This is a genomic window from Streptomyces griseoflavus (genome assembly GCF_014649995.1).
Lineage (GTDB): Bacteria > Actinomycetota > Actinomycetes > Streptomycetales > Streptomycetaceae > Streptomyces > Streptomyces griseoflavus.
The window spans coordinates 586,744-606,200 of record NZ_BMUC01000001.1; the positions used below are offsets into that span (position 1 = coordinate 586,744).

Below are 19,457 nucleotides of genomic sequence, written 5' to 3' on the forward strand. Positions count from 1 at the left end.
ATGAGCGAGAACTCCGTCATCGACACCGAGCGCGCCCCCGCGCCCGCCGGCCCGCCACGCCCCCCGCGCCGCGGCGCCTCCCCCACCGCGTTCCGCCTCGTCGTGCTGCTGGTGGCGGCCGGGGTGGCGCTGCTGATCGGCTACCCCCTGGTACGCATCGTGCTCGGCCTGGTGTGGGTGGACGGCACGCTGACCTTCTCGGCCGTCTCCGAGACCCTGGCGCTGCCCGGCCTGGGGGAGACCCTGCTCGACACGTTCGTCGTGGTCGGCAGCGCCGTCGTCCTGGCCCTGGTCATCGGTTCGGTCTTCGCCTGGCTCAACGAGCGGACCGACGCCCGGATGGGCGTCCTCACCGATGTGCTCCCCGTCGTCAACTTCCTGATGCCCGGGATCGCGACGGCGGTGGGCTGGCTGCTGCTGCTGTCCTCGGACGCCGGGTACGTCAACAAGGTCATCCGCTCCGTGGCCAACGGGGTGTTCGGGGCGAACCTGACCTCCGGCCCGTTCAGCGCCAACTCCTGGTACACCGTCATCGGCGTCTACACCCTCACCCTGGTCCCGTTCGTCTACCTGGTGGTGTCGGCGGGACTGCGCAACCTGGACTCCCGGCTGGAGGAGCAGTCCCGGATGTGCGGGGCCGGTGTGGTCACGACCCTGCTGCGGGTGACGCTTCCGGCGCTGCGCCCCAGCCTGCTCAGCGCGGCCTTCCTGGCCGTGTGGTTCGGTTTCGCGGTCTTCTCGGTGCCGGTGGTGCTCGCCGAGCCGGCGGGCATCCGGATGCTGTCGGTGGAGATCGTCCACCTGCTCACCTCCTCCTACCCGCCCCAGACCGGCGCGGCCATCGGGCTCAGCAGCCTGGAACTGGTCGTGCTGGGCGTGATCTGGCTGCTGCAGCAGCGGTCGCTGCGCGGCGGCCGTACGGCGGTCATGGGCGGCAAGGGAGCGGGCACCGAGCGCATCCCGCTGGGCCGGCTGCGCGGGGTGGCACGGGCGGCGATGCTGCTCTACCTGTTCTGCGCCGTGGTCCTGCCCGTGGGCGCGCTGACCCTGGTCACGCTCAACGGCTACTGGGGCACCCCCTCCTGGGAGAACTTCGGCCTGAGCTCCTTCTGGTCGATCCTCACCGACCCCGCCAACCAGCAGGCGATCGTCAACAGCCTCCTGTTCTCCCTGATCACCGCGACGGTCGCGGTGATGATCGGCGGCGGCATCGCCTGGCTGTCGGTCCACTCCCCGGGCGCCGTCGCGAAGGCCGCCGCGGCCGTCTCCAAGGTGCCGGCCGCCATCCCGCCGGTCGTCGTCGCCGTGGGCATGGTGCTGGCCTTCGCCGGAGAACCGTTCTTCCTCGGCGGCACCGCCCTCATCCTGCTGGCGGGCTTCCTGGTGGTCGCGATGCCGGAGGCGTCCATCACCTCGGAAGCCGCGGTCGGCCAGGTCGGTACGGAGCTGGGGCAGGCGTCCGCGCTCTCCGGCGCCTCCCAGGGACGCACCTTCCGCTCCGTCTACCTCCCCCTGATGCTGCCGGGGCTGGCCGCGGGCTGGACGCTGATCTTCGTCCGGATCATGGCGGACGTCGAGGCCTCGGCCCTCCTGGCGAGCACCGGGACACCGGTGATCGGCTTCCAGCTCCTGGCCCTGTTCGAAGGAGGGGGCGGATACGCCGAACTGGCGGCCCTCGCCCTGTTCGTGTCCCTCGTCTCCATGCTGATGGTGGCGGTGGTCCTGAGCGCCACCTCGATGTGGCAGGCACGCAGAAACCGTCAACAGTCCTAGAAGGAGAGCCGCCATGGCGAACGTCGTATCCCTGGACGCGGGAGACGTCACGGCCCGCGAGGCCACCGCGCACCCTCCGGCACCGGCCGCTTCGGAGCCGGCGCTCAGGATCAGGGGCGTGCGCAAGATGTACCGCCGCAGCGACGGGCAGTCCGTGCCCGCCGTCGACGACACCACCCTGGACATCCACGAGGGTGAGGTGCTGGTGCTGCTCGGCGCCAGCGGCTGCGGGAAGAGCACCTTCCTGCGGTGCATCGCCGGTCTGGAGAAGCCCGACGCCGGAAGCATCGAGAGCCGCGGGAAGATCCTCTCCTCCGCCGAGGACGGTGTCTTCGTCCCGCCCGAGCAGCGCGACGTCAGCATGATCTTCCAGTCGTACGCCCTGTGGCCGCACATGACCATCTTCAAGAACGTCGCCTACCCGCTGACCACCGGCCACCACAAGGGCCTGACCCGGGAACAGATCCGGGAACGGGTCATGGGCGTGCTGGAGATGATGGGCATCGCCCACCTCGCGGAACAGCACCCCGCGCAGATCAGCGGCGGGCAGCAGCAGCGCGTCGCGCTGGCCCGGGCCCTGGTCAAGGACTCCGGCATCGTCCTGTTCGACGAACCGCTGTCCAACGTCGACGCCCGGGTGCGCGACCAGTTGCGCGCCGAGATCCGGGAGATGCAGAAGCGCCTGGGCTTCACCGCGGTCTACGTCACCCACGACCAGGAGGAGGCGATCGGGATGGCCGACCGTATCGCCGTCATCGACCACGGGGTCGTGGCCCACGTCGCCACCCCGCGCGAGGTCTACCTCAAGCCGGCCAACCTCCGGGTGGCGCGGTTCATCGGCAAGCTCAACGAGGTGGAGGGCACGGTCACGGCCGTCCGGGACGACGGCAGCGTCACGGTCGCCACCGCCCTGGGCGAGATCGAGGCCGCCGGCGGGCAGGACGGCCTGCGCGCCGGGCAGGAGATCGCGGCGGTCTGGCGGCCCGACCGCACGGTCCTGAACGGCCCCGCCGGCGGCGGGAACGACTGGCCGGGCACGGTGCGGACCTCGGAGTTCTACGGCTCCTTCACCGACAGCCGGATCACCCTGGGGGACCAGGGCCAGGAGGTCATGCACTGGGCGACGGGGGACGTGCCCCTGGAGACGGGCGGCTCCGTGCGGCTCTCGGTCGCGCCGTCCGACGTCAGGGTGCTGGCACGGTAGCCGGGGCGCCGGGCCGCCGGCGTACCGGACGGAAGCGGCCTCCCCTTCCCCGACGCCCGCCGGGGAAATTCCGTCCACCCGGTGCCGGATTATCCGGCTGTTAATATGCAGGGTTGGAATTTTCCGTGACCTCCTAGGGGAATGATGCAGCACACGCCACCCCCCGCTCCTCTGTATCAGCGAGTATTCGGGGTGATCTACCAGCGGATCCGGCTGGGTGACTACCCGGCGGGAGAGGCCCTGCCCACCGAGGACCGGCTCGTCGCCGAGTTCTCGGTGAGCAAGGCGACCATCCGCAAGGCCGTGGACGAGCTCATCGCCCGCGGGCTGGTATATCGCCGGCAGGGGAAAGGCACGTTCGTGTACGGGGACGCGGAAGAGAAGATCGGAAGTGTCTTCCGGGGGTCCCTGCTCGACCTCATCTCCGGCACGCCGCGCATGCCGCTGCACGACGTGGGGGTGGAGATCGGGGTCCGGTTCCCCGCCTCGGTCCGGGCGGCCCTCGGCACCGGGCGGGAGACCGGCAACGTCGTCTGGAACCGGCGCACCGCCGGCGGCACGGTGTTCGTCTACTCGACGCACTATCTCGCCCCGGAGATCGAGCACTACGCACGGGAGCCCCGGCTGCGCACCGAGGGGCTGCTGGCGGTGCTGCACAGCGACGGGGTGGCCATGGAGGGCGCCGAGCAGCGGGTCTCGGCGCAGCTGGCGGACACCGAGGTGGCCGAACGGCTGGAGACGGAGCTGGGCGCCCCGGTGCTGTTCGCCCAGCGGATCCTGCGCTCCGCGGACGGCCCCATCGACGTGCTGCACAGCTGGTACCGCGGCGACCTGTACGAATGGCTCTCCCGCCTGGACATCAGAAGTGACGGAGGCGTCGTGATGGCCCCCGAGGAAAGCTGAGACCGTGCGGGCCGAATAACGCAGAAATGAAAGGGAGCGCACCGCTTCCGAATTCCGGGGAAGGGTGCGCCGGACGAACACTGCCTTTTTCCGGTGATGTCGGCGCTTTTCCCGAGGATTCGGCGCCGGATGTTCGAAGCGGAGGAACGGAGAGAAAATGACGACGGTGGAGAATCGGACCGGTTCCGTGACGGATTCCGGGACCGACGCCCGCGCGGACTTCTACGAAAGGCTGGCCGGGGCGCACGTGGTGCCGCTGTGGCGGGTCCCGGGCACGGACGCCCCGGAGCCCGAACCGGCCGAGGTCGCGCACGTGTGGCGCTGGCGGGAACTGATCCCCCTCATGGAGGAGGCGGGCCGCAGCATCGACCTGGGCAGTGAGGCGGAGCGCCGCGCGCTCAACGGCGTCAACCCCGCCCGCCGGTGGGGCACGACGCACACCATGGTCGCCGGCTACCAGCTGGTCCTGCCCGGCGAGGAGGCCACCGCGCACCGGCACACCCCCGCCGCGGTCCGGCTGATGCTGGCCGGCCGCGGGCACACCACCGTCGAGGGCGAGCCGGTCCTGATGGAGCCCGGCGACCTGGTCCTCACCCCCGGATGGAACTGGCACGACCACCGCAACGCGGGCGACGAGCCCATGATCTGGCTCGACGGCCTCGACGTGCCCTTCGTCCGCGGCCTCAACGCCCAGTTCTACGAGGACTTCGAGGACAAGCGGATGCAGCCCCCGCGGGTCGCCGAGGACGACAGCGTGGCGCGGTACGGCGCGGGCATCGTGCCGGCCGGGCCGCGGACCGGCCGGGCGCACTCGCCCCTGATGAAGTACTCCTACGCCGCCACCCTGGAGAGCCTGGAGCGGCTGCGGGAGTCGGAGGGCGACCCGGAGCACGGCGTCACGGTCGAGTACACCGACCCGCAGACCGGCGGCCCGGTCATGCCCACCCTGGGCTGTTCCGCCCAGCTGCTGCCCGCCGGGCGCCGCACCCGCCGCCGCCGGCACACCTCCAGCACGGTGTACTGCGTCACCCGCGGCTCGGGCCACAGCGTGATCGGCGGCCGGCGCTACGACTGGGAGCGCAACGACTTCTTCGTCGTCCCCTCCTGGACCTGGTACGAGCACGTCGCGGCGGACGCGGGGCCGGACGTCACCCTGTTCGCCATGAGCGACCGGCCGATGCTCGAACCCTTCGGCCTGTACCGCGAACAGGCCGCCTGACCATGACGACGCGAAGGAGGGAGGCCCCCATGGCCCGCCCGGACAGCAGACCGCAGGTCCTCGTGATCGGCGGCGGAATCGGTGGCTTCACCACGGCCCTGGCGTGTGCCCGGCGCGGAATGCCGGTGCACGTCCTGGAACGCGCGCCGGAGATCAAGGAGATCGGCGCCGGGCTGCAGCTCGGCCCCAACGCGGGCCGGCTGCTCCGCGAACTCGGCGTGCTGGACAGCGTGCTGCGCACCGCCGTGCTCCCCGAACGGTTCGTGATCCTGGACGCCTACACCGGTCGGGAGATCTACCAGGCACGGTTCGGCCAGGCGCTCGCCGAACGGTTCGGGGCGCCGTACACGGTGATGCACCGCGCCGACCTGCTCGACACGCTGCTCGAGGGCAGCCTCGCCACCGGCCTGGTGACGGCCCTCACCGGCAAGGAGGTCGTCGGCGTCGAACAGGACGCCCACGGCGCCACCGTCACCTGCGCCGACGGGTCGGTCCACTCGGCCGACGTCGTCATCGGCGCCGACGGACTGCGGTCCGCCGTCCGCCGCCAGGTGCTGGACGACAGCGAGCCCGCCGTCTCCCGGTACGCCATCTACCGCGGCCCCGGGCCCCGCCCCGAGGGGGTGGAGGACGCCGTCACCCTGTACGCGGGCGACGGGCTGCACCTGATGCAGTACCCGATCCACGGCGGCGAACTGCTCAACCGGGTGGCCTCGTTCCGCAGCGACCGCGGCGCCCCGGGCAGCGACACCTGGGCCACCCCGGAGGAACTGTTCGAGAAGTTCGCCGACACCTGCGACCCGGTGCGGGAGGCACTGCACCACCTGGACCTCGGCAAGCGGTGGGAGCAGTTCGACAGACGGCCCCTGCCCGGCTGGGCCCAGGGACGCGTCGCGCTGCTGGGCGACGCCGCCCACCCCATGCGCCAGTACCTCGCCCAGGGCGCCGGCCAGGCCATGGAGGACGCCGTCGCGCTCGCCGCCGCCCTCGCCGGCAGCCCGGACGATCCGGTCACGGCACTCAAGGAGTACGAGGAGATCCGCTTCCCCAGGGCCGCCGCGGTACAGCGCAACACCCGCTTCTTCGGGGAGATGGTCCACCTGGGCGGCGTCGGCGCGGTCCTGCGCGACTTCGCGTTCGGCTCCCTGCGGCCGGACGACTACACCCTCGCCGACTGGCTGTACGGCACCGACGGGGCGCCCGCCCCGCAGCCGCCGGCCCGGCTCGACGTCTACGCGGAGGGATGAGGACGTGACCGTCGACCTGACCGTGGCCTGCGGGCCCTACGACCGCACGGCGGCCCTCGCCGACGGCCGGGTGCGCGTCCCCGGAGTGGACCTCACCTGGCTGCCGCTGGGCGCCGAGGAGATCTTCTTCCGGATGGCGCGGCACGCCGAGTTCTCCGCCTCGGAGATGTCGCTGTCCTCGTACACGCTGACGCTGGAGCGGGACCGGCCGTTCGTGGCGATCCCGGTGTTCCCCTCGCGCACCTTCCGGCACCACGCGGTCTACGTCCACGCCGACAGCGACCTCACCCACCCCGAGCAGCTCAAGGGCCGGACCGTCGGCATCCCCGAGTACCAGATGACCGCCGCGGTGTGGATGCGGGGCATCTTCGCCGAGCACTACGGGCTCCCCGTGGACTCGGTCTCCTACCGCACCGGGGGACTGCTGGAACCGGGCCGGACCGAGAAGCTGGCCATCCACGTCCCCGGCGTGGACATCAGGCCGATCGCGCAGGGCCAGAACCTCTCCGACATGCTGGAGGCCGGCGAACTCGACGCCCTCTACACCGCCCGGGTCCCCCGCCACTTCGCCGACGGCACCCGCCGGGTGCGCAGGCTGTGGGCCGACCCTGCCGCCGCCGAGCGGGAGTACTTCGCACGCACCGGCATCTTCCCGATCATGCACACCGTGGTGCTCCGGCGGGACGTCTACGAGCGCAACCGCTGGCTCGCCAGGGCACTGACCGACGCCTTCCAGGAGGCCAAGGAGCACGCCGACCGGGCGCTGGGCGAGACCGTCGCGCTGGCCGGGATGCTGCCGTGGGGCCACCTGGCGGCGCGGTCCGCGCGGGACGTCATGGGCGAGGACATCTGGCCCTACGGCCTGGCGCCCAACCACGCCTGCCTGACCGCCTTCCTGCGCCACCTGCACGAGCAGGGGCTCACCGGACGGCGCCTGGCCCCCGAGGAACTGTTCGCCCCGGAGACCCACGAGAGCTTCGTCGTCTAGCGGCCGGCGCACGAGCGCCGCCTATGACCTACCCCCTTGGGAGACGCTGATGAGCAGCGGTGACTTCGCAACGCTTCTGAGCCCCTTCGCCATCGCAGGCAGGACGGTCCGCAACCGGATCATGCTCACCACCCACAACCCGAAGATGAGCGAGGAGCGTTACCTGCACTACCTGGAGACCCGGGTCGCGGGCGGGGTCGGCATGGTCGGCATACCCGTCCTGAACGAGACCATCTCGACCCTGGCCTACGTCACGCCCGGGCAGCTCGACGGGATCTCCGCCCGGGACCTCGACGGCACCGCCGACCCCGAGACCGAGGAGGGCCGGGAGTTCTTCGACTCCCTCCTGCTGCCGCCGCTGCGGGCGCGCGCCGACATCGCGCACCGGCACGGGGCGCTGGTCTTCGGACAGGTGGCCAACCGCGGCTCCATCCGGCTGCCCGAGACCTTCCAGGCGATGGTCTCGCCCAGCGGCGTCCCGGACCCGCACGTCCGCGCCCAGCCGCGCGAGATGACCACCGGCGAGGTGGAGCGGGTGGTGCGGCTGTTCGCCCGGTCCGCCTCGCGCATCCGGCGGGGCGGACTGGACGGCGTCGAGGTGCACGCCACCCACGGGTACCTCGTGGAGCAGTTCCTCTCGCCGTCCACCAACCGCCGCACGGACCGCTACGGAGGCTCCCTGGACAACCGGATGCGCTTCCTGACCGAGGTGCTGGAGGCGATCCGCGAGGAGTGCGGACCGGACTTCCCCATCGGGATGCGCATCAGCGGCCTCCAGGCCCACCCCGGCGGGCTGACCACGGACGACATCACGGCCGTGGTCAGGACCGTGGAGTCCTCCCTGGCGTACGTCAACATCACCGCCGGGACGATCGGCGCCCTGCACGACGGCGTGGTGCTCCCCTACGTCGCCTCCAGCCACTACGAGCCCGGCTTCAACGCGGACGCCGCGGCCGCCGTCCGGGAGGCGGTGTCGGTGCCGGTGATCCTCACGGGCCGGATGAACGACCCCGCGCTGATGGAGGACGTGCTGCGCAGCGGCGTCGCGGACCTGGTGGGCACCACCCGCGCCCTGATCGCCGACCCGGAGTTCGTGAAGAAGACCGCGGCCGGCCGGGCGGACCGCATCCACAAGTGCATCGGCATCAACGAGTGCCACTACCCCGACCGGGTCTCCGCCTGCCCGGTGAACCCGTGGGCCGGCCGGGAGCGCGAACTGGACGTGCCCGCCCCCGTCCGGCGCAAGCGGGTCCTGGTGGTCGGCGGCGGCCCCGCCGGCCTGATGTGCGCCCGCACCGCGGCGAGCCGGGGCCACTCGGTGGTGCTGGCGGAGAAGGAGCACACCCTGGGCGGCAAGATCACCCTGCTCGCCCGTGACCCGCACCGCGCCGAGATGGCCTCGCTCATCGACGACCTCACCCGGGAGGTGGCGGAGGCCGGGGTGGAGGTGCGGCTCGGGTTCGAGGTGACCCCCGAGGCCGTCGCCGAGATGGCGCCGGACGCGGTGGTCGTCGCCACCGGCGCGCTCCCGGCCGTGCCGGACGTCCCCGGCCTGGAGGAGATCCGCACCCGCACCGCCCTGGACATCCTCGACACGGACCTGGCGGAGCTCGGCGAGAACGTGCTGGTCGTCGGAGGGCTCAACGACCACCTGGCGCCGCTGGCCGCCGCCGACCTGCTGGCCGGTCACGGCAAGAAGGTCGTGCTGCTGTCGGAGTGCATCCTGCCCGGTCAGGCGGCCGAGCCGTCCATCCTGCACCTGCTGACGAAGCGGCTGCTGGAGAAGCACGTACGGATCGAGGCCCTCACGGAGCTGGTGAAGGCAGGCGTACGGCCGCAGGTGCGCAACGTCTTCTCCGGGGAGACCTCCGAGATCGGCGCCTTCGACTCGGTGGTGTTCGCCACCGGCGCCGAGCCCGTCCCGTTCCCCGAGACGGACGGCGAGTTCTACCGCATCGGCGACTGCCTGGCGCCCCGGCGGCTGGTGCACGCCACGCTCGACGGCGCCCGGATCGGGTCCCGCCTCTGAGGCAGGGGGAGGCGGCCGGCGCGGCCGGGGCGCGCCGCACGGCGCGCCCTCCGCGTGGCCCCGCGCCCCGTGCCCGCGCGCAGGCACCTCACCGGGGCCCGGCACCGCAGGGGCTTCGCGCCGGCCCGGGGCGGGCTCACCGTGTAGAGCGCCGGGCCAGTGCCCGGGACAGCGCCGTGCGGACCTCCTCGGGCGGGGCGGCGCCCTCCGCCTCCGCGCAGGCGGTCAGGGACCGCGCGACGTCGCGCAGTTTGGTGTTCGACAACTGGGACGCCTCCCGCAGGATGTGCCAGGCCTCGTCCGAGGTGCAGCCGTGCGTCGCCATCAGGATGCCGCGCGCCTGGTCGATGACCGGGCGGGAGGCGATCGCCTGCCGGAGCTGCTCGATCTCCTCCTGGAGCAGGTGCAGCCGCTCCTCCCGCTCCCGCGCCACCGCCGAGACGACCGGCGACGGCGTGCCGTCCAGGGCCGGGGAGGACAGCGGGTCGGTGGTGTCGAGGCCGGCGAGCTCCAGGATGCGGCGCGGCTGACCGTTCCAGCGGGTCGCCGTGACCGGCACCGACCACCGCCGGCCGTGGTCGCGCAGCACCTCCAGGAACTCCAGTCCGGCCGTGTCCATGAAGTGCACGCCGCTCATGTCCAGATCGATACGGGCCGTGCCGACGGGCAGCCGCGCCAGCTTTTCGGCCAGGGCCCGGGCGGACCCGCGCACCAGCTCGCCGCGCGGGGCGAGCAGCGCCCGGTCCGCGTCCATGCGACCGCCGATGACCAAGGTTTCCTGCCTTCCCGGTAGGGCGAGTGACGCCGTGGAGGCCATGTCACTGCCGTGTCGGTGCTCGTGGATCGTCGGGGCGTTCGAGGTCACTCGGGGCGCCACCGGCACCGGAGCGGTAGGCTGCGCACGGTCCCGGCTGCGCTTCGGGTGCGCCTGCCCACCTTGCTGCGTACTACACACCGTGCCGGGAAACGGCCGGGAACCGACGTGGGCAGGGGTGGTCCCGGAAGCGTGGGGAGACACGTGTTGGGCAGTCGGCATCGGACGCCGTACGGACCCGGAGGCCCGGGGCCGTCCCTGACGGTGCGCCCCCTGGAGGGGTGCCGGGGAATCCGCGCGGCCGGCGAGGTCGGCCTGGCCACACACATGATCTGGGAACGCGTACTGGAGCAGGCGGTACGCGAAGGTGAGGGCGTGTACTACCTGGAACTGTCCGAGGTGACGTTCGTCGACGTCGCGGGCGCGGGCGCGCTGGCGGCGGCCGCCGGGCGGCTCGGCGCGGGACGGCGGCTCGTGGTGCGCCGCCCGCCGCCCGCACTGCGCAGGGTGCTGGAGACGTTCTGGCCCGGCCTGCCGACGATCGAGGTGACGACGTGATGAGAACCACGACCGCGACCCCGGACGTCACCCCCGACCCCTTCGTTCACCCCGCCCTGTTCTACCGGAGCGACCGGGAGTACCTGGACGGCACCGTCCCCTTCGTGCGCGAGGGGCTCGCCGCCGGGGAGCCCGTGGCGGCCGCCGTGCCCGGCGACCGGCTGCGGCTCCTGCGCGACGCGCTCGGCGCCGACGCGCGGCGGGTCCGGCTCCTGGACATGCGGGAGGCCGGACGCAACCCCGGCCGGATCATCCCCGGCGTGCTGCGCGCCTTCGCCGACGCACAGCCGGCCGGACAGCGGGTGCGGATCATCGGCGAGCCGGTCTGGGCCGGCCGCTCCGCGAGCGAGTACCCGGCCTGCGTCCAGCACGAGGCGCTGATCAACGCGGCCTTCCGGGGCCGTACGGTGACCATCCTGTGCCCCTACGACGCCGCCCGGCTGCCCGGACACGTCCTGGAGGACGCCCACGCCACCCACCCCACCGTCATCCCCGGCGGCTCCCGCCCCGCACGGCACAGCGAGGCGTACGCCCCCGACGCCATCGTCGCCCGCTACAACGAGCCGCTGCCGCTCGCCCCGGACGCCATGACCTTCCCCTTCGTGGCCGATTCGCTCCCCGAGGCCCGGCACGCCGCGACCGACGAGGGGCGCCGCCTCGGCCTCACCGGCACGGTCCTGGACGACCTGGCCCTCGCCACGGCCGAGCTGACCACCAACAGCGTGCTGCACGGCGGCGGCTCGGGGGTGCTCCGGGTCTGGGGCGAGGACGGCCGCGTGCTGTGCGAGGTGCGCGACGCGGGACGGTTCACCGACCCGCTCGCCGGCCGCCGGCCCGCCTCCCGCGACCAGCGCGGCGGACGCGGCCTGCTGATGGTCAACCTGCTCGCCGACCTGGTCCGGGTGCACACCGGGGACGAGGGCACCACCATCCGCTGCTGGTTCTCCCGCTGACGGACGCCCCGCCCGCGGGGCTCAGGCGCCCAGCGGGTCCAGCACCATCGGCGCGATCCTGCCCTCCAGCATCGCGCCCAGCCCCTCCACGGCACACAGCTCCGGCCGCTCCGCGATGTGCACCGGCATGCCCGTCGCCTCACGCAGCATCTGGTCCAGACCCGGCAGCAGGGCGCTCCCGCCGACCATCATGATCCCGCGGTCGGCGAGATCGGCGACCAGGTCGGGCGGGCACTCCCGCAGCACCTTGCCGATGCCGTCGAGCACGGCGGTCAGCGGTGTCTGGATGGCCCGCCGCACCGCGGCCGTGTCCACCGTCACCGAACGGGCCAGACCGGTGGCGACGTCCCGGCCGTGGATCTCCGTGGACTCCGGGCCCTGCGGGGTGAGCCCGTTGCCGGACAGGGCCAGCTGCAGCGGCCGTACGGACTGGCTGGGCAGCATCAGCTCGTGCTGGTGGCGCAGGTGCTGCACGATCGCGTTGTCCACCGCCTCACCACCGACGGGAACGCGCTGGGCCTGCACGATCGCCCCCAGGGACAGCACCGCCACCTGGGTGGCCGCCGCACCGCACACCATGATCATGGTCGCCTCGGGCCGCTCCACCGGCAGTCCGCAGCCGACGGCGGCGGCGATCAGCGTGTCCACCAGCTCCACCCGGCGGGCGCCGAGACCGACCAGCGTCTCGATCGCGGCCCGCTGGGCGAGCGGATCGGCGTCGTGCGGGGTGCACGCCGCCGCCCGCAGCCGCGGCCTGCGGCGCAGCGCGCGACGGGTCCGGTCCCCGATCAGCTGCCGCAGCATGCGCTGCGCCATCTCGATGTCGACGACCGTCCCCCCGCTCACGGGACGCACCACCCGGATGTAGCCCGGCGTACGGCCCGTCATCTTCTCCGCGAACTCACCCACGGCGATCAGCGCACCCGTACGGGTGTTCACGGCGGCGACCGACGGCTGGTCGACGACGAGCCCGGACCCCTTGACGTACACCCTGGTACGGGCCGCCCCCAGGTCGACGGCGAAGTGGCAGCGGCGCAGCTGCTCCAGACTTGCGGTCACGGCAGACCCTCCCGAGTGCGGCCCGACGGCCCGCCGGGCGGCGGACCTCTCTGGCATCGTGCGCGGCGGCCGGGGACACGCGCCTTTCCTGGGGGGCCGGGTGGGGGGCCGCCGAACGGGGGGCGGGGCGGGAGGAACCGGGCCCGGCGTGCCCGCAGCCGTGGGCACGGTGGCGGTCACCCGCGGCGCGGCCCTCCCACGACCCCCCGGATCACCCCCAGCTCCACCAGGTCCTGGGGGCGGACGCGGAGGCGGTCCGCCGTGGCCGGTGCCTCGTGCGGGGGGCGTTTGAGGATGGCCGCGGCGAGTTCCGGGGCGATCACCGAGAAGTAGCTGTCCGGGGTGGCCCAGGTGTTGCCGGGGGCCGCGAGGGCCAGTGCGCCGCCGGAGCCCCCCTCGCCGACGACCAGGGTGGTGACCGGGGTACGGGCGGCGGCCACGGCGCCGAACAGGTCGGCGATGGCCGGTCCCGCGCCCTGCCGTTCCGCCTCCGCGTCGTTGGCCGCGCCCGGCGTGTCCACCAGGGTCAGCACCGGGATGCCGAGCCGGCCGGCGAGCCGGACCAGCCGGGCGGCCGTGCGGTACCCGGCGGGACGGGTCGCCGCCCCGGTCTGGGCCGCGTAGGCGATGCTGCGGCCCTCGTGCTCGCCGAAGCCGCACAGCATGCCGTCCGGGTCGGTGCCGCCGCAGCGGTCGCCGCCCAGGGTGACGCGGGAGGTGAAGTAGGCGTCCAGGTAGGCGCCGGCGCGGGGGCGTCCCAGGGAGCGGGCGCGCAGGACCGCGTCCCAGCCGGTGGCCGGGAGGTCCGGCGCGCCCAGCGGGAGGGGCACGGGGGCGGGGGTGGTGGAGGGGCGGGTCAGCAGCCGCAGCCAGCGGCCCAGGGTCTCCCGCAGCTCCTCCGGCCGGACCAGCGCGTCCGCGGCGCCCGCCGCCACCTGCGCCTCGGCCGTGTACGCCGCCGGGTCGGCGTCCGCCGGCCGGACCCGTGAGCCGGCGAAACCGACCTGGGCGCCGGGCAGCGCCAGGACGACGTCGGCGCCCGCGCCCAGGGTGGCCCAGCCGCCGCCGGTCGTCGGGTCCCGCACCACCGCGATCTGCGGCAGCCCGGCCTCCCGGGTGAGCGCCGACTCCCGGGCGATCCGCTGGAGCTGGGTGAGCGCGAGCATGCCCTCCTGCATCCGGCTGCCGCCGGTGGCGACCAGCGGCACCACGGGCAGCCGGTGCGCCCGGGCGTGCCGGTGGGCCGCCTCCAGGCGGTCGCCGGTGCGTTCGCCGAGGGAGCCGCCGAGGAAGCCGAACTCGAAGGCGGCGACGACCGCCTCGGTGCCCCCGATCCGTGCCGTGCCGCAGACCACCGACTCCCGCTCACCGGTGCGTATCGCGGCGCGGGCGCGGGCGGCGTCGTAGCCGGGCCAGCCGAGCGGACCGTCCGCGGTGGACTCCCGGACGGGGTGGGGGAGCTCGGTGAATCCGTCGGCGACGGCGGCGACGGCCTCGCGGGCGGAGAGGCGGTCAGTCACGGGTCAGCGCCCGCTTCATGATCTTGCCCATGTCGTTGCGGGGGAGGGCGTCGAGGTGACGGACGACGCGGGGCCGCTTGTGCGGGGCGAGGCGCCGGGCGACATGGTCGGCCAGCTCCTGGAGGGTGGGCGGGGACTGCGGCTCGGCGGGCACCACCCACGCCACGATCCGCTCGCCCAGGTCGGCGTCCGGCTCCCCGGTGACCGCGGCCTCCCGCACCGCCGGATGCTCCAGCAGCGCGTTCTCGATCTCACCGGCGCCGATCTTGTAACCGCCGCTCTTGATCAGGTCGGTGGCCCTGCGGCCGACGATGCGGACCTGGCCGTCCCTCTCGCGCACCGCCATGTCCCCGGTGCGGAACCAGCCGTCGGCGGTGAACGCGGCGGCCGTGGCGTCCGGCCGGTTCAGGTACTCGGTGAACAGGTTCGGCCCGCGCACCTGGATCTCGCCGACCGTCTCGCCGTCGTACGACGCCACCGGCGAGCCGTCCTCCTCCACCAGCCGCAGCCCGACACCCGGCAGCGGCACGCCCACCGTGCCGGGCCGGGCCTCGCCGTCCGCGCGGACACTGGTGTTCATCAGCGTCTCCGTCATGCCGTACCGCTCGACGACCCGGCGCCCGGTCGCCGCCTCGATCCGCTCGTGGTCGTGCACGGGCAGCGCGGCGGACCCCGACACCAGCAGCCGCGCCCCGGCCAGCGCCTTCGCCAGCTCCGGTTCGGCGGGCAGCGCCTCCGCCACCCGGTGGTACATCGTCGGCACGCCGAACAGCATGGTCGCCCCGCCGTTCAGCTCGCGCGCCACGCCGTCGGTGGTGAACCCGCCGAGGTGGCGCACGCAGCCGCCGCGGCGCAGCGGGCCGAGCGTGCCGAGGACGAGCCCGTGCACGTGGAACAGCGGCAGCGCGTGCACCAGGACGTCGTCGCCGGTCCACTGCCAGGCGTCGGCGAGGGCGTCCAGGGTCGCGGCGATCGCGCGGCGGGGGAGGACGGCGCCCTTGGGCGGGCCGGTGGTGCCGGAGGTGTAGACGATCAAGGCGGGGTGCTCCGCGTCCCGCGCGCCGTCGTCGGGCAGCGCCGCCCGGGCCGCGACGTCCACGTCGGCCCGGGGCAGCGCGTCCAGCGGGGCGGGGAGCCGGGTGCCGGGCGCGGTGAGCACCAGGTCCGGGGCGCTGTCGGTGAGGATGTGCCCGAGCTCCCGCTCACCCGACTTCGGGTTGAGCGGGACGACGGCCGCCCCGGCGAGCAGCGCCCCGGTGACCGCGACGGCGGTCTCCGGTGCCGGAACGGCCCACACGGCGACCCGGCGTGCCCCTCCCAGGGCCCCGCCCACCGCACCGGCCGCCCCGGCGAGCTCTCCGTACGTCAGTGAGCGCTCGCCGAAACGCAGGGCGGGCCGGTGCGCGGCCCGGGGGTCGGCCAGGGCGGGGAAGAGAGAGGACACGCGTCGTACTCCTTGACTCGCTGCCGTGCGAAGACGGTCGGTACCCGGTGGGTCCAGGGTGCCCTACGCCCGCGCGGGGCCGGCGGCGGATCGGGCCGGTGCGCTCACCACGCAGCTCGCGAAAGCGCCGATCGTCAGCATGTCCGTCGCTCCCTCGCCGTCCCGCGTTCCGCCACCGATGCCGGGGCTTCCCCGAAGGTGAAGGTCAGGTCGCCTCCCGTGGTTCCCGGGGGCGGTTGTTAGCCTGCTCGCCGGTCGGCCGGTGGTGCCGGCCGCGCCGTTCGCATGAGGAGTGAGCCGTCGTGCCCCGTATCGCGCTGGTGACCTGCGCCCCCGGCCCCGGGATATCCGAGGACCGGGATCTGCCGGTGCTGGTACGGGCGCTGGCGGAGGCCGGCGCCGAGGCGTCCGCCGAGGTGTGGGACGACGACGGTGTGGACTGGGCGGGCTTCGACCTCGTCGTGATCCGCTCGACCTGGGACTACAGCTGGCGCGCCGCGGAGTTCACCGCGTGGGCCGAGCGGTGCGGCGCGGTGACCCGGCTGGCCAACCCGGCGGACGTGGTGCGGTGGAACACCGACAAGCGCTACCTGGGGGATCTCGCCGCCGCCGGGGTGCCGGTGGTGGAGACCCGGTACCTGGCTCCCGGGGACGCCCTCGACCTCCCCGACGGCCACGAGTACGTGGTCAAGCCGACGTCCGGCGCCGGCGCCCGGTTCGCGGCCCGCTACACACCCGACGAGCGCGCCACCGCCGTGACGCACCTGAGGCGGCTGCACGCCGAGGGGTTCACCGCGATGGTGCAGCCCTACGTGCGCGGCATCGACACCACCGGCGAGCGGGCGCTGCAGTACGTCGGCGGGTCCCTGCTGCACGCGAGCCGCAAGGGGCCGGTCCTCGCCCCCGGCACCCCCTACGACCGGCGGAAGGTGGCCCACCCCGGGCTGACCGGCTGGACCCCGAGCGCCGTCGAGGCCGACGTCGCCCGGCGGGCGCTGGCCTGTGTACCGGGCGGCGCCGAGCCGCTGTACGCGCGCGTCGACCTCGTCGACGGGGAGGACGGCCTGCCCCGCGTGATGGAGCTGGAACTCGTCGAGCCGAACCTGTTCCTGTGGCTGCACCCGGAGTCGGTGCCGCGGGTCGTGGAGGAGATGCTCAGGGCCGCGGCCCGCTGACCGACGTCCGCTGCAGCAGGCCCCAGGTGAACTCGGCGGCCACCTCCCGCGGTACGCCGCTCCCGTCGGGGGCCGTGAAGAGGAGGCCCCAGCGGGTGGGGGCCGAGCCCTCCAGGGGGCGGGCGGGGGCGAAGGCGCGGGCGGCCTCGTCCACCGTGCAGGACCAGGGCGTGAGGTCCTCCACCGTGCGCAGGACGGGCGCCGGGGCCCCCGTGGCGCGGACCAGCCACTCGTTCCACACCGCGCCGCCGGCCGCCGGGGCCAGCACCTCGAAGCGCAGGTCCGGCCAGAGCGGCAGCCGCCACCGCAACGCCTCGCAGTCCAGGTCGCCGACCCTGCGGGCGGTCCGGGACTCCGGCTCGCCGAGCACCGACCGGTACCGGGACAGGGCCGGGCGGGAGCGCGGCGAGCGGACCATCGCCTGCCAGCGCCGGTTGGCCTCGCGCATGTCCCCGAGGGAGGCGCCCAGGGTGCGCCGGGCGTCCTCCACCGGGCCGGGATTGTGGTCGGCCATGCGGCGCAGCAGCACGAGCTGGAAGTCGCACGGGGTGAACGGTCTACTGGGGCGTCGTCCGGTCGGCACGGGAACCATCGTCGCTCACCGGGGGCGCTCCGGGGCGGCGGCCGTCCGGGAGGAACAGCACGGAGTTGACGTAGCGCGGGCCACGGAGCGCGTCGTGGGGCAGCACCCGGCGCAGCAGACCGTGATGGACGACGTAGGAGGTGCGCGCCTGGTGGGCCTCCAGGGGGAAGTCGGCCAGCGGGACCCAGGTGCCGGCGGGCAGCACCCAGCCCTCGTACCCCAGTTCCGCCAGCTGGGTCACCACGGGTTCGACCGGCTGGATGCGGGACTCCAGCTCCACGAACAGGGCGGGGCGGTCGCGGGTCAGTATCCCGGCGGCCCCGCGCAGCACCGCCGACTCGTTGCCGTCCACGTCGATCTTCATGAAGCCGACGTCCGTCAGGTCGAGGTCGTCCAGCGCCAGGCAGGTGACGTCGACGCCGTGGCCGTGGATGTCCCGGCGGATCAGGGACGACACGCCTTGGTCGCCGCCGTCGCCCGGGGGCAGCCACAGGCGGGCGGTGCCGGGCGCGTCCGAGGCCGCCGCGCGGATCACCCGTACGTTCGGCGGGGCGGTCGCGGTGAGCAGCCGGGCCAGGTGGGGGACCGGTTCCAGGGTGACCACCCGGCGGGCGCGCCGCGCCAGCCGGTGGGTCCACGGGCCGTACCAGCCGCCGACGTCCACCGCCGTGCCGCAGTCCGGCGGGCACAGGTCGGCGAGGCGGGCCAGTTCGGGTTCGTAGCGGGGGTAGACCGCTCTGGCCGTGGCGGCCACCACGCGCGTGGGCAGGAAGGACGCCACCCGGGCGGCGAGCGTGCGCTGTGTCGTCGTCATGGTCTCGTCTCCGGTGCTTCGGCCACCAGGGTCAGCAGTGTCTCGTGCTCGTTCTCCGGCACCTGCTCCCCGGACGACGGCAGGAGCTGGGGGATGCCGTCCACGATGGGGTAACGGCGGCGCAGACGCGGGTTGTAGAGCGCCTCCTCGCCCCCGTCGTCCGGCGCGAGCAGGTGCAACGGCCCCTTGTCGAGCGGGCAGGCCAGGATTCTCAGCAGGGGATCGTCCGGTTTCACGATCGGGTCAACTCCTTCGCGGGGGCAGCGGGTTGTGGTGCGGTGTCGTGCTTGGGCATGGCCAGCAGCACGGCCACCGCGAGCACGGTGCCGGTGACGCGCAGGGCCAGTCGCAGGGGATCGTCCGGCAGTTGCTCACCGAAGGCGAGCGTGCCGAGCACCGCCGTGAACACGCAGCTCACGGTCGTGCACACCGGCACGATCAGCGAGGCCCGGCAGCGCTGGAGCGCGGCCTGGGACATCACCAGGCCGAACACGCCGGTGAACAGCAGCAGATACGGGTACGGGGAGCCCAGCAGGCCGACGACGGCACCGCCGAGGCCGTCCGACGCCAGCCGGCTCGACACGCCCTTGACGGCGAGTGAGCTGACCCCGTAGAGCAGGCCGACGGCCACGCCGTACTCGATGCCCGTGGTGGGCCGCCGGTGCCGTCGGCGGGCGTTGCGCTCGGCGGAGACGTACAGCCACACCCCGGACGCCAGCGCCGGCACGCACACCAGCAGGATCAGCGAGGCGGGCGCGTCCTGTCCCACGGTGTCGGCACCGGCGCCGCTGTCCCGCAGCGACAGCACCACCATCAGCAGGGCCAGCAGGATGGCGCCGAGCGCGTACCGCTCCCGGCCGCTGGTCTCCTCGCCCAGCAGCCGCGACGACAGCAGCACCAGCAGGACGAGTCCGGAGACGAAGATGCCCTGCGCGGCGGCGATGGGCAGCGTGCGGTACACCGCCAGCTGGGCGGCGAAGCCGGAGGCGAGGGCCAGCGAGCCGGCGATCCACAGCGGGCTGCTCACCACCAGGCCGAGCAGCCGCACCGGTCGGCGGACCGACACTTCGGGCAGGTTCGCCAGCGCCCGCTTCTCCAGGACGAACCCGCCGCTGTACAGGACGTTCGCCAACAGGGCCGCGGCCACTCCCCACCACATGTCCCCCCGGCCCCC

The 19,457-nt window shown here is 73.9% G+C and carries 18 protein-coding genes; 10 read left to right on the forward strand and 8 right to left on the reverse strand.

What is annotated here, in order from left to right:
• From IE172_RS02525 to IE172_RS02555, 7 genes are all read left to right on the forward strand, one after another.
• On the forward strand, window positions 1-1,773 hold the full coding sequence (locus tag IE172_RS02525; RefSeq protein WP_190095367.1) for an ABC transporter permease: 1,773 nt from the start codon (window positions 1-3) through the stop codon (window positions 1,771-1,773).
• A gap of 13 nt (window positions 1,774-1,786) precedes the next feature.
• Entirely contained in the window at window positions 1,787-2,977 is a 1,191-nt protein-coding gene (locus tag IE172_RS02530; protein WP_190095368.1) for an ABC transporter ATP-binding protein, read from the forward strand.
• Between the two features lie 144 nt (window positions 2,978-3,121).
• Window positions 3,122-3,880: a GntR family transcriptional regulator gene (locus tag IE172_RS02535; RefSeq protein ID WP_268253460.1), complete on the forward strand. Its 759-nt coding sequence runs from the start codon at window positions 3,122-3,124 to the stop codon at window positions 3,878-3,880.
• A gap of 157 nt (window positions 3,881-4,037) precedes the next feature.
• Window positions 4,038-5,099 carry a cupin domain-containing protein gene (locus tag IE172_RS02540; protein ID WP_190095370.1) on the forward strand — a complete coding sequence of 354 codons (1,062 nt, stop codon included), beginning with the start codon at window positions 4,038-4,040 and terminating at the stop codon, window positions 5,097-5,099.
• A 29-nt stretch (window positions 5,100-5,128) separates the two neighbouring features.
• Window positions 5,129-6,346 (forward strand): FAD-dependent monooxygenase, encoded by a 1,218-nt coding sequence (locus IE172_RS02545; RefSeq protein WP_190095371.1) that lies wholly within the window; start codon window positions 5,129-5,131, stop codon window positions 6,344-6,346.
• Window positions 6,347-6,350: 4 nt separating this feature from the next.
• The gene (locus tag IE172_RS02550; protein ID WP_229885753.1) at window positions 6,351-7,334 is read left to right on the forward strand and encodes a substrate-binding domain-containing protein; all 984 of its coding nucleotides are present in this window, start codon (window positions 6,351-6,353) and stop codon (window positions 7,332-7,334) included.
• Window positions 7,335-7,383: 49 nt separating this feature from the next.
• Window positions 7,384-9,363, forward strand: a complete 1,980-nt coding sequence (locus IE172_RS02555) for an oxidoreductase (protein ID WP_190095372.1) — start codon at window positions 7,384-7,386, stop codon at window positions 9,361-9,363.
• Window positions 9,364-9,499: 136 nt separating this feature from the next.
• On the opposite strand, the gene IE172_RS02560 is transcribed toward IE172_RS02555, so the two are convergent.
• On the reverse strand, window positions 9,500-10,180 hold the full coding sequence (locus tag IE172_RS02560; RefSeq protein ID WP_190095373.1) for an ANTAR domain-containing response regulator: 681 nt from the start codon (window positions 10,178-10,180) through the stop codon (window positions 9,500-9,502).
• Between the two features lie 261 nt (window positions 10,181-10,441).
• Between IE172_RS02560 and IE172_RS02565 the strand changes: the two genes are divergently transcribed.
• Window positions 10,442-10,735 (forward strand): STAS domain-containing protein, encoded by a 294-nt coding sequence (locus tag IE172_RS02565; protein ID WP_431987145.1) that lies wholly within the window; start codon window positions 10,442-10,444, stop codon window positions 10,733-10,735.
• On the forward strand, window positions 10,735-11,688 hold the full coding sequence (locus tag IE172_RS02570) for a sensor histidine kinase (RefSeq protein WP_190095375.1): 954 nt from the start codon (window positions 10,735-10,737) through the stop codon (window positions 11,686-11,688). The genes IE172_RS02565 and IE172_RS02570 overlap by 1 nt, the downstream gene beginning before the upstream one ends.
• A gap of 21 nt (window positions 11,689-11,709) precedes the next feature.
• On the opposite strand, the gene IE172_RS02575 is transcribed toward IE172_RS02570, so the two are convergent.
• The 3 genes from IE172_RS02575 to IE172_RS02585 all read right to left on the reverse strand — a co-directional run bounded on the left by IE172_RS02575 (window position 11,710) and on the right by IE172_RS02585 (window position 15,711).
• Window positions 11,710-12,747, reverse strand: a complete 1,038-nt coding sequence (locus IE172_RS02575; RefSeq protein ID WP_190095376.1) for a rod shape-determining protein — start codon at window positions 12,745-12,747, stop codon at window positions 11,710-11,712.
• Window positions 12,748-12,923: 176 nt separating this feature from the next.
• Complete coding sequence (locus tag IE172_RS02580; RefSeq protein ID WP_190095377.1) at window positions 12,924-14,267, reverse strand: carboxyl transferase domain-containing protein; 1,344 nt, start codon at window positions 14,265-14,267, stop codon at window positions 12,924-12,926.
• A complete protein-coding gene (locus tag IE172_RS02585; RefSeq protein ID WP_190095378.1) occupies window positions 14,260-15,711 on the reverse strand; it encodes an acyl-CoA synthetase in 1,452 nt (483 codons plus the stop codon). Before IE172_RS02585 ends, IE172_RS02580 begins: the two co-directional genes overlap by 8 nt.
• A gap of 302 nt (window positions 15,712-16,013) precedes the next feature.
• Here IE172_RS02585 and IE172_RS02590 point away from each other — a divergent pair, with 302 nt between their 5' ends.
• Window positions 16,014-16,886 (forward strand): ATP-grasp domain-containing protein, encoded by an 873-nt coding sequence (locus IE172_RS02590; RefSeq protein ID WP_190095379.1) that lies wholly within the window; start codon window positions 16,014-16,016, stop codon window positions 16,884-16,886.
• Here the strand turns inward: IE172_RS02590 and IE172_RS02595 are convergent.
• Genes IE172_RS02595 through IE172_RS02610 form a run of 4 tightly spaced genes read right to left on the reverse strand, consistent with a single transcriptional unit; the run spans window position 16,867 to window position 19,442 of the window.
• The gene (locus IE172_RS02595) at window positions 16,867-17,478 is read right to left on the reverse strand and encodes a hypothetical protein (RefSeq protein ID WP_190095380.1); all 612 of its coding nucleotides are present in this window, start codon (window positions 17,476-17,478) and stop codon (window positions 16,867-16,869) included. The two genes, IE172_RS02590 and IE172_RS02595, sit on opposite strands and share 20 nt — an antisense overlap.
• Window positions 17,444-18,283, reverse strand: coding sequence for an FkbM family methyltransferase (locus IE172_RS02600; protein WP_190095381.1), 840 nt, complete (start codon window positions 18,281-18,283; stop codon window positions 17,444-17,446). The genes IE172_RS02595 and IE172_RS02600 overlap by 35 nt, the downstream gene beginning before the upstream one ends.
• Window positions 18,280-18,519, reverse strand: a complete 240-nt coding sequence (locus IE172_RS02605; RefSeq protein ID WP_190095382.1) for a Trm112 family protein — start codon at window positions 18,517-18,519, stop codon at window positions 18,280-18,282. Before IE172_RS02605 ends, IE172_RS02600 begins: the two co-directional genes overlap by 4 nt.
• On the reverse strand, window positions 18,516-19,442 hold the full coding sequence (locus IE172_RS02610; protein ID WP_190095383.1) for a hypothetical protein: 927 nt from the start codon (window positions 19,440-19,442) through the stop codon (window positions 18,516-18,518). Before IE172_RS02610 ends, IE172_RS02605 begins: the two co-directional genes overlap by 4 nt.
• Window positions 19,443-19,457 lie beyond the last annotated feature (15 nt).

Bases quoted from the DNA above. Each gene is read 5' to 3' on its own strand.
- IE172_RS02525 (WP_190095367.1), top strand. From the start codon at position 1: ATGAGCGAGAACTCCGTCATCGACACCGAGCGCGCCCCCGCGCCCGCC.
- IE172_RS02530 (WP_190095368.1), top strand. From the start codon at position 1,787: ATGGCGAACGTCGTATCCCTGGACGCGGGAGACGTCACGGCCCGCGAG.
- IE172_RS02535 (WP_268253460.1), top strand. From the start codon at position 3,122: ATGCAGCACACGCCACCCCCCGCTCCTCTGTATCAGCGAGTATTCGGG.
- IE172_RS02540 (WP_190095370.1), top strand. From the start codon at position 4,038: ATGACGACGGTGGAGAATCGGACCGGTTCCGTGACGGATTCCGGGACC.
- IE172_RS02545 (WP_190095371.1), top strand. From the start codon at position 5,129: ATGGCCCGCCCGGACAGCAGACCGCAGGTCCTCGTGATCGGCGGCGGA.
- IE172_RS02555 (WP_190095372.1), top strand. From the start codon at position 7,384: ATGAGCAGCGGTGACTTCGCAACGCTTCTGAGCCCCTTCGCCATCGCA.
- IE172_RS02560 (WP_190095373.1), bottom strand. From the start codon at position 10,180: ATGGCCTCCACGGCGTCACTCGCCCTACCGGGAAGGCAGGAAACCTTG.
- IE172_RS02570 (WP_190095375.1), top strand. From the start codon at position 10,735: ATGAGAACCACGACCGCGACCCCGGACGTCACCCCCGACCCCTTCGTT.
- IE172_RS02595 (WP_190095380.1), bottom strand. From the start codon at position 17,478: ATGGTTCCCGTGCCGACCGGACGACGCCCCAGTAGACCGTTCACCCCG.
- IE172_RS02600 (WP_190095381.1), bottom strand. From the start codon at position 18,283: ATGACGACGACACAGCGCACGCTCGCCGCCCGGGTGGCGTCCTTCCTG.
- IE172_RS02610 (WP_190095383.1), bottom strand. From the start codon at position 19,442: ATGTGGTGGGGAGTGGCCGCGGCCCTGTTGGCGAACGTCCTGTACAGC.